General features: G+C 33.1%; 13 protein-coding genes. 9 read left to right on the top strand and 4 right to left on the bottom strand.

Going from position 1 to position 16790, the window contains the following annotated elements; genetic code table 11:
• Positions 1-132 precede the first annotated feature (132 nt).
• The 4 genes from gldK to Q0616_RS02250 all read right to left on the bottom strand — a co-directional run bounded on the left by gldK (position 133) and on the right by Q0616_RS02250 (position 6269).
• The gene (gene gldK, locus Q0616_RS02235; RefSeq protein WP_298774714.1) at positions 133-1572 is read right to left on the bottom strand and encodes a gliding motility lipoprotein GldK; all 1440 of its coding nucleotides are present in this window, start codon (positions 1570-1572) and stop codon (positions 133-135) included.
• Between the two features lie 107 nt (positions 1573-1679).
• The gene (locus Q0616_RS02240) at positions 1680-2831 is read right to left on the bottom strand and encodes an arginase family protein (RefSeq protein WP_298774717.1); all 1152 of its coding nucleotides are present in this window, start codon (positions 2829-2831) and stop codon (positions 1680-1682) included.
• Positions 2831-5365 (bottom strand): type I DNA topoisomerase, encoded by a 2535-nt coding sequence (gene topA, locus Q0616_RS02245; protein ID WP_260544362.1) that lies wholly within the window; start codon positions 5363-5365, stop codon positions 2831-2833. Before topA ends, Q0616_RS02240 begins: the two co-directional genes overlap by 1 nt.
• 85 nt (positions 5366-5450) lie before the next feature.
• Positions 5451-6269 carry a hypothetical protein gene (locus tag Q0616_RS02250; RefSeq protein WP_298774723.1) on the bottom strand — a complete coding sequence of 273 codons (819 nt, stop codon included), beginning with the start codon at positions 6267-6269 and terminating at the stop codon, positions 5451-5453.
• Between the two features lie 125 nt (positions 6270-6394).
• On the opposite strand from Q0616_RS02250, the gene miaB reads away from it, so the two are divergent.
• The 9 genes from miaB (at position 6395) to groL (ending at position 16299) form a co-directional block, all read left to right on the top strand.
• A complete protein-coding gene (gene miaB / locus Q0616_RS02255; RefSeq protein ID WP_171623177.1) occupies positions 6395-7840 on the top strand; it encodes a tRNA (N6-isopentenyl adenosine(37)-C2)-methylthiotransferase MiaB in 1446 nt (481 codons plus the stop codon).
• 186 nt (positions 7841-8026) lie between these two features.
• On the top strand, positions 8027-9298 hold the full coding sequence (locus Q0616_RS02260) for a sigma-54 dependent transcriptional regulator (RefSeq protein ID WP_298774728.1): 1272 nt from the start codon (positions 8027-8029) through the stop codon (positions 9296-9298).
• Between the two features lies 1 nt (position 9299).
• Positions 9300-9809 (top strand): LptE family protein, encoded by a 510-nt coding sequence (locus Q0616_RS02265; protein ID WP_225540181.1) that lies wholly within the window; start codon positions 9300-9302, stop codon positions 9807-9809.
• A 23-nt stretch (positions 9810-9832) separates the two neighbouring features.
• On the top strand, positions 9833-10996 hold the full coding sequence (locus Q0616_RS02270) for a hypothetical protein (protein WP_298774738.1): 1164 nt from the start codon (positions 9833-9835) through the stop codon (positions 10994-10996).
• 4 nt (positions 10997-11000) lie between these two features.
• Positions 11001-11351 carry a preprotein translocase subunit SecG gene (gene secG, locus Q0616_RS02275; RefSeq protein ID WP_171623173.1) on the top strand — a complete coding sequence of 117 codons (351 nt, stop codon included), beginning with the start codon at positions 11001-11003 and terminating at the stop codon, positions 11349-11351.
• A gap of 106 nt (positions 11352-11457) precedes the next feature.
• Positions 11458-11880, top strand: coding sequence for a hypothetical protein (locus Q0616_RS02280; protein WP_188319649.1), 423 nt, complete (start codon positions 11458-11460; stop codon positions 11878-11880).
• 6 nt (positions 11881-11886) lie between these two features.
• Positions 11887-14133: a zinc-dependent metalloprotease family protein gene (locus tag Q0616_RS02285; protein WP_298774749.1), complete on the top strand. Its 2247-nt coding sequence runs from the start codon at positions 11887-11889 to the stop codon at positions 14131-14133.
• 154 nt (positions 14134-14287) lie between these two features.
• Positions 14288-14566 carry a co-chaperone GroES gene (locus Q0616_RS02290; protein ID WP_019975019.1) on the top strand — a complete coding sequence of 93 codons (279 nt, stop codon included), beginning with the start codon at positions 14288-14290 and terminating at the stop codon, positions 14564-14566.
• A gap of 107 nt (positions 14567-14673) precedes the next feature.
• Positions 14674-16299, top strand: a complete 1626-nt coding sequence (groL, locus tag Q0616_RS02295; RefSeq protein ID WP_188319648.1) for a chaperonin GroEL — start codon at positions 14674-14676, stop codon at positions 16297-16299.
• Positions 16300-16790: the final 491 nt, after the last annotated feature.

Raw genomic sequence — 16790 nt, forward strand, 5'->3', positions numbered from 1 at the left:
GTAATTTTACATAATGCCCCGATAATTACTACTGCGGCAAAGAAATTATACAAAAAATTTGTAAGACGTTCTTGTTTTGAAGCTTGTACTGCCATGTGAGTGCTTTTTAATTTATTGTTTTTTTATGTAAGGTTATTTGGTTTTTCTGTAATTTACTTTTGATCCTTCTGGGAAAGATTGTACTGTACGGAAACCGATAAAGCTTCTTGCTGAATCTTTGTGTTCCCAATCTCTTGATGAAGTCATTAATAAATAACCGACATCTTTCCATGATCCACCACGTACACTTCTATTTACTTCTCCTGACATTGTAATTGAAGGATTAAGCGTTGAAGACATAGTGTAAGAAGATCTGTTATAAGGAGAACTTGTCCATTCTGCAACGTTACCCGCCATATCGTACAGACCATATCCATTCGCTTTGAAAGTTTTGATTGGTGCTGTGTACATATAACCTGTTTTCTTACCATCGTTAATTTCTAAATAATCTCCACGTTTTGGTTTGAAATTCGCTAAATAACATCCTCTATCATCTACCAAATACGGTCCACCCCAAGGATAAGGGGCATTTTCATAACCACCTTTCGCTGCGTATTCCCATTCAATTTCTGTTGGTAAACGATAACTTATTACTTTAACTTGGCTTCCTCTTTTCTTTTTGTTATTTAGAGCTGTATTGTGATATCTTGTACGGAAATCACAGAAAGCAGTCGCCTGATTCCAATTAATTCCAACTACAGGATAATCTGCATAAGCTTTGTGCCAGAAATAATCTTGGTGCATTGGATCGTTATACGAATAGTTGAAATCTCTTACCCAAACTGTTGTATCTGGATAAATATTTAAACTAAATTCTTTTCTAAAATCTACGCGAAACGTACCACGTTTTTTCGCAGCAGCAGCTTGGTCAACTGTTACATAAGAATAATTTAATTTACGCGTATCGATACGTCTCTCTCCATTCATACGCTCTTCTGGTGGATAGTACATTCCTTCCATTACCTCCGCGTAATCTACATCTGGATATTTGTATTTATCCCACTCTAGGCGTTGTTTCCAGTTTATTTTTTTTGCGTCCAATGAATATCCATCTCTACCTGTATTACTATTTTTAAGATACTCATCATATGGTGTTCCTTCTCCATCTTCGGAACCAGAAACATATGCAAAAGCACCTATTCCATCACCATCTGCACCTGGATTCATTGGGTCAAACCCTAATGCTTCAGCCTTATTTGCTAAAGCGGTACGAGCGATAGAATCTTTTACATAATTCACAAAAATTTGATACTCAGAATTTGTAATTTCTGTATCATCCATAAAAAAACCTGTAACAGTAACAGTTTTCACTGGAGCGTCATTTGTTTTTGTAAAATCATAATCTGTTTGTCCTAAAACAAACGATCCACTCGGAATCGGAACCATCCCTTTTGGACGAACTGGCGTCCAGGCTGAAGAGGTTTTCGAAACTATCTGTCCATCATTTCTATCACTACTCCCTCTGTTTTTCAACATTTTACATGATGATAAAGAAAGAGATAGCAACAATGCACTTACCAAAATTCTATTCATTCTGCTATAGATTTATTTTTATACAGGTTTTATACTTTTAGTTCTCAATTAATAAGGCTACAAATTAAGGCATTTTATTAATTGATTTTTACAATTATTCTTTATTTTTAATAAAATTTTTTGAAATACTTCCACCATCTATTTGGTATTTCTCCATTCAAGGCTTGTTCATAATCTTTTTCTGAACACGAAATAATTTCAAATTTTCGTTCTCCATCAATTGTGTTGTCAACTTCAATCCACAATTGATTAGTTACTGTATTTCGATAAAAAATATAATTATATCCTTCTGTAGGAACAAAAATTTTCTCAAAATATTGTGTATCGTCAAAACTTTTTATCTCTGGGCGATGATTTTTTCCATCAATAAAATACCAAATCATCTGTGCTATAAGCAAATGATCTAATTTTTTATAGTTCTCGATATAGTCACAAACGTAAAGTGAAGACAATTTATTGCTGAAGCCTAAATATCTTGTTAAGGCACAAATTTCGCGCGATGTAAAACCATTTGGTGTCATATTTTTTGAAGAAGAAAAATCTGAACCTTGCAAACTTGAAAGATTAAGCAAAGCGGCATGAATATCTCTTGAATAAGGTTCTATTTCTTTTAGATTCTCTGAAATAACTCCTAAACGAACAGCTTCAAAATTTAACTGATCCAACAAATCCAATTTTTCTTGCGCTACGAAATACGTCTGAAAACCAATATTTGTATAATCTAATAAATTGAAAGGTTCGTTCGAAATAATTTTAGTTAAATAATTAGTCTCCGTTGTTTGAGCTTCATCTTTGCCTAAACGTAATTTGTGATCAATAGTTAAATAATTTATTTTATCAACAAGTTCATCATAAGCACGATATTGCTGGTATCCCAAACTTGGGTTTCCTCCCAAAATAACCACATTGTATCCATCTCGTATCAGTCCGTTTGTAACCTCTCTAAAAACTTTTTCGGTTTCATGTTTGTCATCATAGTAATTAACATCACCAAAATCGTACAAATCTATCGACCAATTGCCCATTTGTAATTCGTACAATTGAGTTCGAATTAAGCTAAAATCTACGTCTTCGATCAAATCTTTTTGTTTCGAACGAGATTCAGTCACACCAATTATTGCAATTTTATCATTCGTATTTTCTGCTGTTTCAAGAACATCTTTACGAAATTTAATTGATGTACCTAACGCAAAAGAATTACAAGACTTCGCAAAATCTTGTAATTCTTCAGAAACGGGTTTTAAAAAGTCGTTGTACATTACTTTTTAGTCGTTGGTTTTTTAGTTGTCGTTTTCTTGGCAGTTGCTTTTTTAGCTGGAGCTTTCTTTGTAGCAGTTTTCTTTACAGGTTTAGCTGCTTCTATCAATTTTTCTACCTCAGCCAAAGTCAAAGCTTCTGGATTTGTTTCTTTTGGTAATTCAACTTTAATTTTTCCTTGAATTAAATTGAAACGTCCCCAACGCGCTTTTTCTAAACGAATTTCTTGTTCTGCCCATTCGCGAACAACACGCTCAGATTCTTTACGTTTTTTATCTTCAATCAATTCGATAATATCCGCTTGTGATAAATGATCGAAATCGTATTTTTTTGGAACATTGATAAACCATTCGTTCCATTTGATAAATGGTCCAAAACGTCCTTTACCTTTTGTTACATCATATCCTTCGTATTGTGCAATCGGCGCATCGGCTTTTAACTTTTCTTCGATTAGTTCTACCGCACGTTCAAATGATAAATCCATTGGATCTTCTTCTTTCGGAATCGAAATGTATTTATCATCAAACTTTACGTAAGGGCCGAAACGTCCAATATTCACCTCAACTTCGTGCGCTTTATACTCACCCAAAGTTTTTGGTAATTCGAATAATTTTAATGCTTCTTCTAATGTAATATTATGAATCGATTGATGTTTTTGAAGACTCGCAAAACGTGGTTTTTCCTCATCCTCTGCTTCTCCTATCTGAATCATTGGTCCAAAACGCCCAATACGTGCATGTACTTTTTTACCTGAAGTTGGATCGATTCCCAACTCTCGTTCTCCTGTTGCACGATCTGCATTTTCTTGAACATCTTCTACCGTTTGATGAAATTTTGTATAAAACTCATCAATCATTTTTGTCCAATTCAATTTACCTTCTGCAATCTCATCAAAACTATTTTCAACACGAGCAGTAAAATCATAATCCAACACGTTTGTAAAATAATCTACCAAGAAATCATTTACCACAATTCCAATATCAGTTGGGATTAATTTGCGACGATCTGCACCAAAAATTTCTTTTTGTTGTGCTTTTTTGATTTGATTATCAACTAATGTTAACGTATTGTATATTCGTTCTTGTCCATCCAATTCACCAACTTCTACGTAACCTCTATTTTGGATTGTAGAGATTGTTGGGGCATAAGTTGAAGGTCGACCGATTCCTAATTCTTCTAATTTTTTTACCAAAGATGCTTCTGTATAACGAGCAGCAGGACGAGAAAATCGTTCCGTACCGTTAATTTCATCCGCTTTCAATTGCTCATTTACTTTTACGCTTGGCAACAATACTTTGTCATCATCCGTATCTTCGTCATCATGCGATTCTTGATAGACTTTTAAGAAACCATCAAAAACAATCACTTCTCCTTTTGCTTGAAAAATAAAGTTGTTTTTGTTGTTATCAATATCAATGATTGTTCGCTCTAATTCGGCATTTGCCATTTGAGAAGCAACTGTACGTTTCCAAATTAATTCGTATAGTTTACGCATCGAATCGTCTGCATTTATCGAATGATTTTCGAAATGCGTAGGACGAATTGCCTCGTGCGCTTCTTGTGCGGAAGAGTTTTTATTTTTATACTTTCTGATCTCAACATATTTGTTCCCGTAAGCAGATTCTATCTCTGCTTTAACTGCAGTTAATGCATCATCAGATAAATTCACACTATCCGTTCTCATATAGGTAATATGCCCAGATTCATACAACTGTTGCGCTACACGCATTGTTCTCGAAACAGAAAAACCTAATTTACGAGAAGCTTCTTGTTGCAATGTAGATGTTGTGAATGGTGCTGAAGGCGTACGTTTTGCAGGTTTTTTCTGTAAATCATTTACTTTAAAATCTGCTCCAACACATGTTGCTAAGAAATCTTCAGCTTCTTTTAACGTTGAAAATTCTTTTGTTAAAACTGCTTTTAATGTTCTTCCTTCATTTGTTTCGAAAATTGCGATGAATTTGTATGATGAAACTGGAACAAAGTTTTGAATTTCTTTTTCGCGCTCAACAATCAATCGAACAGAAACCGATTGAACACGTCCTGCTGATAAACCTGGTTTGATTTTTTTCCATAAAATTGGTGACATCTCAAAACCAACTAATCGATCCAAAACACGACGAGCTTGTTGTGCATCTACCAAATTCTCATCAATTTCACGTGGATTATCTACTGCACGTTGGATAGCTTTTTTCGTAATCTCATTAAAAACAATACGTTTTGTATCCTTTTTTTCTAACCCAAGAACGTGATATAAGTGCCAAGAAATAGCCTCTCCTTCACGGTCCTCATCGGATGCTAACCAAATTGTTTCGGCTTTAGAAGACAATTTTTTTAGTTTACTTACAACATCCTTTTTATCAGGTGTTACTTCGTAGATTGGCTTATAATGATTCTCGATTTCGATTCCCATTCCTTTCTTTGGTAAATCGACTACATGACCAAAACTTGACTCCACGATAAAATCATCACCTAAAAAACCTTGAATGGTTTTAGCTTTTGCTGGGGACTCAACAATAACGAGATTTTTAGACATATTGTTTTCTTAAAAAATTTCTGCAAAATTAATAACAAAAAAATGAAGCAGCCAAAAATGATTTTCAACTGCTCCATAATTTTATCTATTTCATATAAGGATTGTCCTTATAAATATCTGTTCCGATTTGTTCTATTTCTGATTGTTGATCGTCAAAACCAACCACTTCCCTATACAGTATATACATCATCACGTACACAAATGGAATTGCTGGAATAAGTCCTACACAACATAAAATAAAACCAAGAATTATAATTGCTATTCCTAATAATAAGACAACAAAGAAACTTCCAAAGTTTTTGAAAGCTAACTTCATACTATAATTTAAGGCTTCTTTTACATCAGCTGATGCAAAAATAATTAATGGAACTGCTAACATCCACATCGTATAAACAATAAAACCTGGAACTAAACATAACGTTAACCCAATACTACCTACAATTTGAACGACTAATGTAACAAGAAAAAGATTCAAGAACTTTCCATCTTTGTAATGAATAAAAATATCACTCAATTCTGGATTCTTTTTATAATCATATTTATAAGCCATTGTATAAATGCTATATAACATCGGATACAAAACAGCTGATAAAATATTCGTCAAGAAAATAGACACCATTGCAGAAGTGCTCGAAAAAATTTCTTGGTACATTTCCATTACAGCTTCCGGATCACCACTACTTGCAATTGCTTGAATCTCCTCTTCATCCATAGAAATAGGAAAAACAAGTCCTACCAACATATTCAAAATCCACAAAGTGATAAAATAAATTAACACCGCTAAAATCGCATAACCTGCAATTCCTTTAAAAATATCGCCCGCTTTTTCAACAACTTGACCAGCTTTTAGCTGAAAGCCATTCTGAAGCTTTTCTTCTATTCGATCTTGTACTCTCTTATCCATATTTGTTTTTTTAAGTATTTCGTTTTCTCAAATCTACAAAATGTTAATAAAATGCAAAAGAAAAATTTACTGCCAATATGTCACATAGTTTTATTATTTTTGCACGATAAAATATCCATTTTAGAATGCATACAGAAGAAAAACATATAGATGAAGCAAGACAAGGAGAAGCTTTGATGACTGCTCCTACACGTAATGCTACAAAGAAATTATTCTTAGAAAGTTACGGATGTCAAATGAATTTCTCAGATAGTGAAATCGTTGCCTCTATTCTAAATAACGAAGGTTACCAAACAACACAAAAAGTTGACGAAGCAGATTTAATCTTATTAAATACATGTTCTATTCGAGAGAAAGCAGAACAAACTGTTCGTAAACGTTTGGCAACTTTGAACGCCATCAAAAAACAAAATCCAAGTCTTAAAATTGGTGTTTTAGGTTGTATGGCGGAACGATTAAAACATAAATTTCTTGAAGAAGAACATTTAGTTGATATCGTTGTTGGACCAGATGCATACCGTGATTTACCAAATTTACTGAATGATGTAGAAGATGGTCGTGATGCAGTAAATGTACAACTATCAAAAGAAGAAACGTATGCAGAAATTTCTCCTGTTCGTTTAGGAGGAAACGGCGTAACTGCTTTCGTTACGATTACTCGTGGTTGCGATAACATGTGTACATTCTGTGTTGTTCCTTTTACTCGTGGTCGTGAACGATCTCGTGATCCACATTCTATCTTAAATGAGTGTAAAGAATTAGCAGAAAATGGATACAAAGAAATCACACTTTTAGGTCAAAACGTCGATTCATATTTATGGTATGGTGGAGGACCAAAAAAAGATTTCAAAAATGCAACAGACATTCAGAAAGCAACAGCAGTAGATTTTGCACAATTATTAGACATGGTTGCAACGCAATTTCCTAACATTCGTTTACGTTTTTCTACTTCTAATCCACAAGATATGGAAGAAGGCGTATTAGAAATGATGGCGAAACATAAGAATATTTGTAAATACATTCACTTACCTGTTCAATCAGGTTCTACAACTGTTTTAGAACGTATGAATCGTCAACACACGCGTGAAGAGTATTTCGAATTAATTGATAAAATTCGACGCATCGTTCCAGATTGTGCTTTATCTCATGATATGATTGCAGGTTTCTGTGGAGAAACAGAGGAAGAACATCAAGATACTTTATCGTTAATGGAATATGTGAAATATGATTTCGGTTATATGTTCGCTTATTCTGAACGTCCAGGAACACCTGCACACAAAAAAATGCCAGATGATGTTCTACCAGAAGATAAAAAACGTCGATTACAAGAAATCATCGAAATGCAACAAAAACATTCTGCTGAGCGTATGAATGCTTATGTAGGAAAAGTACATGAAGTATTAATTGAAGGAAATTCTAAACGTGACGAAAATTTCTGGTACGGACGCAATACCCAAAATGCAGTTTTAGTATTCCCTAAAGTCGAAGGAACTAAAGTTGGAGATTTTGTCAACGTAAAAGCAAATAGCTGTACAACTGCAACCTTAATTGGTGAAATGATTGAAGGATAATTAATTCTTTTTAACAATCAATCTGTCAATTATATACAACAATAAAATTCGTCAATTCGAGTGATTTTTATTAATGAAATGATTAAAAATTGTATCGAGAATAGATTTTTACCCGAAATGACGGTTTTAATAAGACAATAATTGAAATTTGATAGATCATTTTTCAAAAACCTAAAAAAATAAAACATGGATTCTTTACAAACAATCAAACAACGTTTTGGAATCATTGGAAATAATGTAGCCTTGAATCGCGCTTTAGAAAAGGCCGTTCAGGTTGCACCTACCGACATTTCTGTTCTTGTAATCGGAGAAAGTGGTGTTGGTAAAGAGTTTATTCCAAAAATTATTCACAATCAATCTGCTCGAAAACACAACAATTATATTGCTGTAAACTGTGGTGCAATTCCAGAAGGAACAATCGATTCTGAATTATTTGGGCATGAAAAAGGAGCGTTTACTGGAGCTACTCAAACGAGAAAAGGGTACTTTGAAGTTGCTGATGGTGGAACAATTTTCTTAGATGAAGTTGGTGAATTACCTTTAGCAACGCAAGTACGTTTGTTACGTATTTTAGAGTCTGGTGAATTTATGAAAGTTGGTTCTTCTGAATTGCAAAAAACCAATGTTCGTGTTGTTGCAGCAACCAATGTAAAACTAAAAGAAGCAGTTGAAAAAGGAAAATTTCGAGAAGATTTATATTATCGATTAAATACTGTTCAAATTGATATTCCTGCTTTACGCGAACGCAAAGAAGATATTAATTTATTGTTTCGAAAATTCGCTTCAGATTTTGCGAATAAATATAGAATGCCACACATCGAGCTATCGCCAGAAGCTCAAAATTATATTGCAAATTATCCTTGGCCAGGAAATGTTCGTCAATTACGAAATTTTGCTGAACAGGTTTCGGTCATAGAAAAAGAACGTGTGATTTCGTTAGAAAAAATCATCGAATTATTACCTAATAATTCAAATATGTTAACGGTTACAAGTAAATCAAAAGACGGAAGTTCTTCTGATTTTATAGAACGTGAATTATTGTTCAAGGTTTTATTGGATATGAAAAAAGATTTGAACGATTTGCGTGCATTAACTTTAGATTTGATTAAACACAAAGATGTCGATGATTTTAATGGCAACACACAAGAATTGATTCAACGTGTTTACCAAGATCAAAGCGATACAGAAGAAGATTTTGTTCCAAATCACTATAATTTAGTTCCAACAAATTCAGCTTCAAAAGCACCTGCATATCAACAACCACAATACGATTATTCGAACGACGTGTATGATGTAAGTCCAATTGAGGAGCCAGAATCGCTTTCTTTACAAGATAATGAAAAAGAAATGATCAAATTGGCATTAGAAAAACACAAAGGCAAACGCAAAATGGCTGCTGACGAATTAGGAATTTCTGAGCGTACATTGTACCGTAAAATCAAACAATATCATTTGTAATATGAACAAATTAAAACAAGTTATTCTTAGCATTTTTGCTGTTTTTAGTTTAACAGGTTGTATAAAATATTCGCTTTCAGGAGCTGCAATTCAACCAGATTGGAACACAATTTATGTCGCTACTTTTCCGAATTATGCACCGCAACAAAATCCCACGTTAAGTCAAGATTTAACAATTGCTATTCAAGATATTTTCAGAAGTAGAACGAAGTTAAAATTAAATTCGAACGAAAATTCTGATTTAATTATCGAAGGTGAAATTACAGGATATGACGTTGTTCCAGAAGCAATTCAATCGAATGATATTGCAGCGAAAAACCGTTTGACGATTTATGTAAAAGTACGATACATCAACAATAAAGACGAATCAAAAAGCTACGACAGAACATTTTCTGCTTTCCAATTATATGACGGAAACGCAATGCTAAGTGCAGTAGAATCGTCAATTGTTCCTTTAATTATTGATGATATTCGCGACCAAGTTTTTGCGTCGATTGCGATGGATTGGTAAAAAAATAACCTTATATTTGAGCAATGACTAGAATTGAATATTTAGTAGCACATCCGTACGAAGTTGAGAAATCGGACATTCCTCTTCTAAAAAAAGAAGTGGAAAAATATCCTTATTTTTATACTTTACGTGCTTTGTTACTTTATGGTTTAAAAAAAGAAAATCATCCATCTTTTGAAGATTATTTAAACAAAACATCAATTCAAAGTAGTAATCGTGTCGATTTATATCATTACATCAATTCTGAACCAATAAAAAAAGAAACAGAAACAATCCCTTTGATTATTGAAGACGAAAAAGTGGAAGAATTAGTTGAAAATAAAATCAATTCTGAAGTTAGTTCTGATGAATCTACAGCTAAAATTGTTGAGCAAAACAACGATACAACCGAAGTAACTGATGAGAATATAGAAGAAAACAGAGAGCAATTTGTCAATAATACTGAAATCATTTCTAAAGATAATTCCGACAATTTCAATGAAGATATTGTTGATGAAATGATCGAAAATGATACCGAAGAATCTGAATTGAGAACAGATCATGTGGTTGATATTATTTCGGAAGATGAACTAAACGAAGTCGCTGAAATCACAAACGAAGTGGTAGAAATTTCGACTTCTAAAGAAGATAAAACTTCAATAAATGATATTGCAAATGCTGTACAACAAACTTCTGAAATAGAACTAATTGAAAATAATTCTGTCAAAAATGAGGTAGAAATTTTAGCTGAAACAATTGAAGTTATCGAAGAATCGAAACCAGAAGTAAATGATCAGAAAGTTGAAATTGGAGAAAATAATAACTCAGAATCAACGTTTTCTTTTACCGATTGGTTAAAAAAAGTTCCTTCTCAATCAAAAACTAAAAAAGAGATCGAAGAAGAACAAGAAATTGCTGAACGAGAAATAAAATATAAGTTGATTGACGACTTTTTGGAAAAAAATCCAAAAATCGTTCCGATGAAAAAAACAGATATTACGCCAGCTAATACCCCATCAAATTTTGTTCAAAACACAGAAGAATATTCGGATTTGATGACCGAAACCTTGGCTCAAATTTACATTGAGCAAAAAAAATATGATAAGGCAATTAAAGCTTATAAGATATTAATTTTGAAATATCCAGAAAAAAATAGTTTATTTGCAAATCGAATTAAAGAAATTGAAAATTTAAAAAACTCTAAATAATAAAATGGGACTATTTCAGTTTTTCATGATTATGATCATGATTTTATGTATATTATTAGTATTAATTGTATTATCTCAAAACCCTAAAGGAGGTGGATTATCTTCTACTTTTGGTGGCGGAGGAGGAAGCCAAATGTTTGGAGTTCAAAGAACAAATAAATTCTTAGACAATACAACTTGGGGATTATTTATCGCTGTTATTGTTTTAATAATTGGAGCAGGAATTACACACGAAAATCCAAATGCAATAAAACCTATTAAGCCAAATGTAACGGCACCAGCTAATAATTTACCAACGCAACCAACACAAGACGGAGCAAGTCAAAATCAATTACCAGCTCAACCAGTGAAGTAATTTTTTTTAGAAAAAACATAGATCAAAAAGCGAATCAGATAAATGATTCGCTTTTTTTTTACTTCAAATTAAATTATTATTCTTAATTTAGTTTTAAACATTCAATATGAAGCACTATTACTTTCTTATAATATTAATATCTATTTTTTTTATTGGTTGCGGACAACAAAAGGTTTTAAAAACAATTTCTAAAGATGAATTAAATGTTTTTAGAATTGCTTTTGACAGAAATGGCTGTAAAAATGAAATTAACGTTTTTACAAACATGAAAGATTTTGACACGTTTCAAAAATCATTAATTGTTCCTGGAGAAAGAAATTCGCCTTTAGAAATTATAGACTTTACTTCTAAAAACGTAGCCGTTATTTGTAAAGCAGATATTGAACGTTATGAAATCTTAGAGTTAAAAAATGTTTCTAAAAAAAACATTTTAAAATTAGAGAAAATTAAAGATGAAGCTGACAAATCTGTCAACTTATTATTTATAGAAATTCCAAAAGAAATTAATTATTTAACACTTGAATATTAAAAATTTATGAAATCAAAATTTATTATCTTATCTCTACTTATGGGAGGAACTTCTGTTTTTGCACAAGTTAATCACTGGCAAGAATTGAAGAATAAGAATTATCAACCAACCAATTTAGTAGAAAGATCTACTGTTCCAAAAGAATTTAAATTATTTAAATTAGATGTTAGCAGTTTAGTAAACGATTTAAATTCTGTAGCAAATAAGGGAAGTAATCAACCAAATTTAGTTTACATTCCGAATGAATCGGGTGAATTGACGAAATATCTTGTAGAAGAATCATCAATCATGGCTCCTAAGCTACAAGAAAAATATAACATGATTAAATCGTATGTTGGAAAATCTGTTGACGGAAAATCTACTATCCGATTTAGTTATTCGCCTTATCATGGTTTGAGTGCAATGATAAACAAAGGAAATGAAATTTCTTATATCGATGCATACACAGAAGATTTATCTACTTATATTTCTTACAGCAGAAAAAATGTTGATGATAACACAAACTTCGTCTGTCATACAGATAATGTATATCAACAGAATTTGATCAATCAAATAACAAATGATCTACCTGTAAATAAAATTGCAAACGATGGTAAATTAAGAAAATACCGCTTAGCGCTTGCTACGACAATAGAATACTCGAGATATCATTTTAATAGAGCTGGATTAGCAGGAGGAACAGAAGAAGAAAAAAGAGCTGCTGTAATGTCTGCTATGAATGTAGCAATGACCAGAGTAAATGGTGTTTATGAAAGAGAATTTGGTGTAACAATGGAATTGGTAGAAAACAATGATAAAATTGTTTTTATTACTACTGATGAATACACAAACAATAACGGATCAACTATGTTGGGGCAAAACCAAACTGTTATCGATAGAGAAATTGGTGTAGAGAATTACGATGTAGGTCATGTCTTTTCAACTGGAGGTGGCGGAGTAGCCTATCTAAAAAGCCCTTGCGGTTCTTATAAAGCTGGTGGAGTTACTGGTTTAAATTCTCCTATCAACGATCCTTTTTATATTGATTATGTAGCACATGAAATGGGACATCAATTTGGTGCTCCTCATACTTTCAATAATTCGTGTGGTGGAAATCGTTCTGGAGCAACAGCTGTAGAACCTGGAAGTGGAAGCACAATTATGGCTTATGCAGGTATTTGTCCTCCTAATATACAAAACAATAGTGATCCATATTTCTCAACAGTTAGTGTAAATAACATCTACACTTTTATCACTTCAGCAGCAGGAAGTTGTTCGGTAAACACAGATTCAGGAAATAATGAACCTGTAATTCAAATCGATAAACTATCGTACGGTATACCACATTCTACTGCATTTGTATTAGACGCTAAAGCTACAGATCAAGACGGAGATGCCATCACGTATAACTGGGAACAAATAGATACTCAAATCGCAACACAACCGCCAGTATCAACTAATACAGCAGGACCTACTTTTAGATCACTTAATCCTACAACAGAAAGTTATAGATATTTCCCTAATTTAAAATCCATCGTTGAAGGAAAGTTAACTTTTGAAACAAATCCAACACCAATGACTTGGGAAGTAATTCCAAGTGTATCTCGTTCGTTAAGATTCTCTATTTTAGTTAGAGATAATAATCCTAAAGGCGGACAAACAGCACGTGAAAATATTACTTTAAACGTGAAAAATGTTGGACCATTTAAAGTAACTTCTCAATCTGAAACAGATCATTGGACACATAATTTACCAGCAACTATTACTTGGGATGTAGCAGGAACTGATGCAAATGGAATTGACACACAAAATGTGAAAATTTTATTATCTGTAGATGGTGGTAAAAACTTTGATTATGTCTTAGCAGAAACAACACCAAATAATGGTACATACGAATTTACAGTTCCTTCGGATATCCAGTTAACAAAAGAAGCTCGCATTATGATCAAAGCAATTGATAATGTATTCTTAGCTGTAAATACAGCGAATTTCGAAGTTTCGGACAAATTAGCAACATTAGATCTTAACACAAAAGACCTTGCTACAATTTCTCCAAATCCATCAAATGGTATTGTTAATGTTAACTTTGCAAAATCAATTGTATCAGCGAAAGTTACCGTTGCAGATTTAACTGGAAAAACAGTTTATACAAATAACTTAAAATCAGCTAAAACTCAGCAATTAGATTTAACTAATCTACCAAACGGTGTGTACATTGTTTCTATCGAAACTGGAAGTGAGCAATTCTCAAAGAAAATTATTATTAAAAAATAATCGCATATAAAATTGCTTAAAATGCCAAGTTGTCTGACAGCTTGGCATTTTTGTTTTAAGGAATGAAATTAACTTATCCATAATGGCAGAAATTATCTATTGGCACGTTTTTCGTTGAATTAAAACCATCAATTATTAAAATAAAAATACAAATATGTCACAATTAAACATTAAACCATTAGCAGATCGAGTGGTTATTGAGCCTGCTCCTGCAGAAACTAAAACAGCATCAGGAATTATTATCCCAGATTCAGCAAAAGAAAAACCACAAGAAGGAATCGTTGTAGCAGTTGGTAATGGTAAAAAAGATGAACCAATGACTGTTGCAGTTGGAGACAAAGTTCTTTACGGAAAATATTCAGGAACTGAATTAAAATTAGAAGGTAAAGACTACTTAATTATGCGTGAAGCTGATATTTTGGCTATCATCTAAATTTAGTTGTAATTAGTAAAATGTATTAAGTACAAAGTAACTTATTTTTAATTTTTAATCATATTCGACTTAAGACTTAAGACTTAAGACAACAAAACTTATAAAAAATGGCAAAAGATATTAAATTCGATATTGAATCAAGAGACGCTTTAAAAAGAGGTGTTGATGCATTAGCAAATGCAGTTAAAGTAACTTTAGGACCAAAAGGTCGTAACGTAGTTTTAGAAAAATCTTTCGGTGCTCCACACGTAACAAAAGATGGAGTTTCTGTTGCGAAAGAAATCGAATTGGAAGATCCAATCGAAAACTTAGGTGCTCAAATGGTAAAAGAAGTAGCTTCTAAAACTAACGACGTTGCTGGTGACGGTACAACTACTGCTACAGTTTTAGCGCAAGCTATCGTTCGCGAAGGGTTGAAAAACGTTGCTGCTGGTGCAAATCCAATGGACTTGAAACGTGGTATCGACAAAGCTGTTACTGGAATCGTTGCAAACTTAAGAGAACAATCACAAGAAGTTGGTGATTCTTCAGAAAAAATCAAACAAGTTGCTTCTATCTCTGCAAATAACGATGATACAATCGGATCATTAATCGCAGAAGCTTTCTCTAAAGTAGGAAAAGAAGGTGTTATCACTGTTGAAGAAGCAAAAGGAACTGAAACGTATGTTGACGTTGTAGAAGGTATGCAATTTGACCGTGGATACCAATCGCCTTACTTCGTTACAAACGCAGATAAAATGATTGCTGAATTAGAGAATCCTTACATTTTATTATGTGAGAAAAAAATCTCTAACCTACAAGAAATCTTACCTCTATTAGAGCCAGTTGCTCAATCAGGTCGTCCATTTTTAATCATTTCTGAAGAAGTAGAAGGCCAAGCTTTAGCTACTTTAGTGGTTAACCGCTTAAGAGGTTCATTAAAAATTGCTGCTGTTAAAGCGCCAGGTTTTGGTGATCGTCGTAAAGCAATGTTACAAGATATCGCAATCTTAACAGGTGGTACAGTTATTTCTGAAGAGCAAGGAATCACGTTAGAAACGGCTACTTTAGAAATGTTAGGAACTGCTGAAAGAGTAGTTATCGACAAAGACAACACAACAGTTGTTAACGGTGCTGGTGATGCAGAACAAATTAAAACTCGTGTAAACCAAATCAAAGCTCAAATCGAAACAACAACTTCTGATTATGACCGCGAAAAATTACAAGAACGCTTAGCTAAATTAGCTGGAGGTGTTGCTGTATTATACGTTGGTGCTGCTTCTGAAGTTGAAATGAAAGAAATCAAAGACCGTGTAGACGATGCTTTACATGCAACTCGTGCTGCTGTAGAAGAAGGTATCGTTGCTGGTGGTGGTGTTGCTTTTGTTAGAGCTTTAGCTAACTTATCAATCGAAACAACTAATGCTGACGAAGCTACAGGTGTTAAAATTGTAACGCGCGCTATCGAAGAACCATTACGCCAAATTGTTCACAATGCTGGTGGTGAAGGTTCTGTAGTTGTTGCAAAAGTAAAAGAAGGAACAGGCGATTTCGGATACAATGCAAAAACTGACGAATATGTAAACATGATCGAAGCTGGAGTAATTGATCCAACTAAAGTTGCTCGTGTTGCATTAGAAAACGCTGCTTCTGTTGCTGGTATGTTAATTACTACTGAAGCTGTTGTGACAGAAATTAAAAAAGATGAGCCTGCTATGCCACCAATGGGTGGTGGAATGCCAGGAATGATGTAATCATCAACTCATAACAATATCAAAACCTTGTCATAGTAATACTTTGACAAGGTTTTTTTTTGATATTGCTTATAAAAAATAAGTAACCTTGTTAAGAATTTAGAGCCTAAACAAGACCTTTATTTGATTCCATCATAACATTTATAATAAAAACTGCACTACTTCTTATTAAAACCTAAGCAGGAGTTGCACAAAAGCTGCACAGGTTTTAATTCAATCTACCTAACCTTATTATTAGCAACCTAAAACACAGTAAGGTTATGTCGATTAAACTCTTTAACTCTGCTTATAACTACATAAAAAACTTATCTGTTTCTCTTAATATACATAATTAACTTATACTGAAAGAGAAGTGTAATGTAAAAATAAACGCATAGAAAAAGCCATTCAGAACTCTGAATGGCTTTTTCATTATGTCATAAATAATAAAAACCAGATAAGCATCGATCTTCCCACCAGTAACATTGCACAATTGAAATAGCAATCATGTT

Source organism: uncultured Empedobacter sp. (assembly GCF_937930195.1).
Taxonomy (GTDB): Bacteria; Bacteroidota; Bacteroidia; order Flavobacteriales; family Weeksellaceae; genus Empedobacter; species Empedobacter stercoris.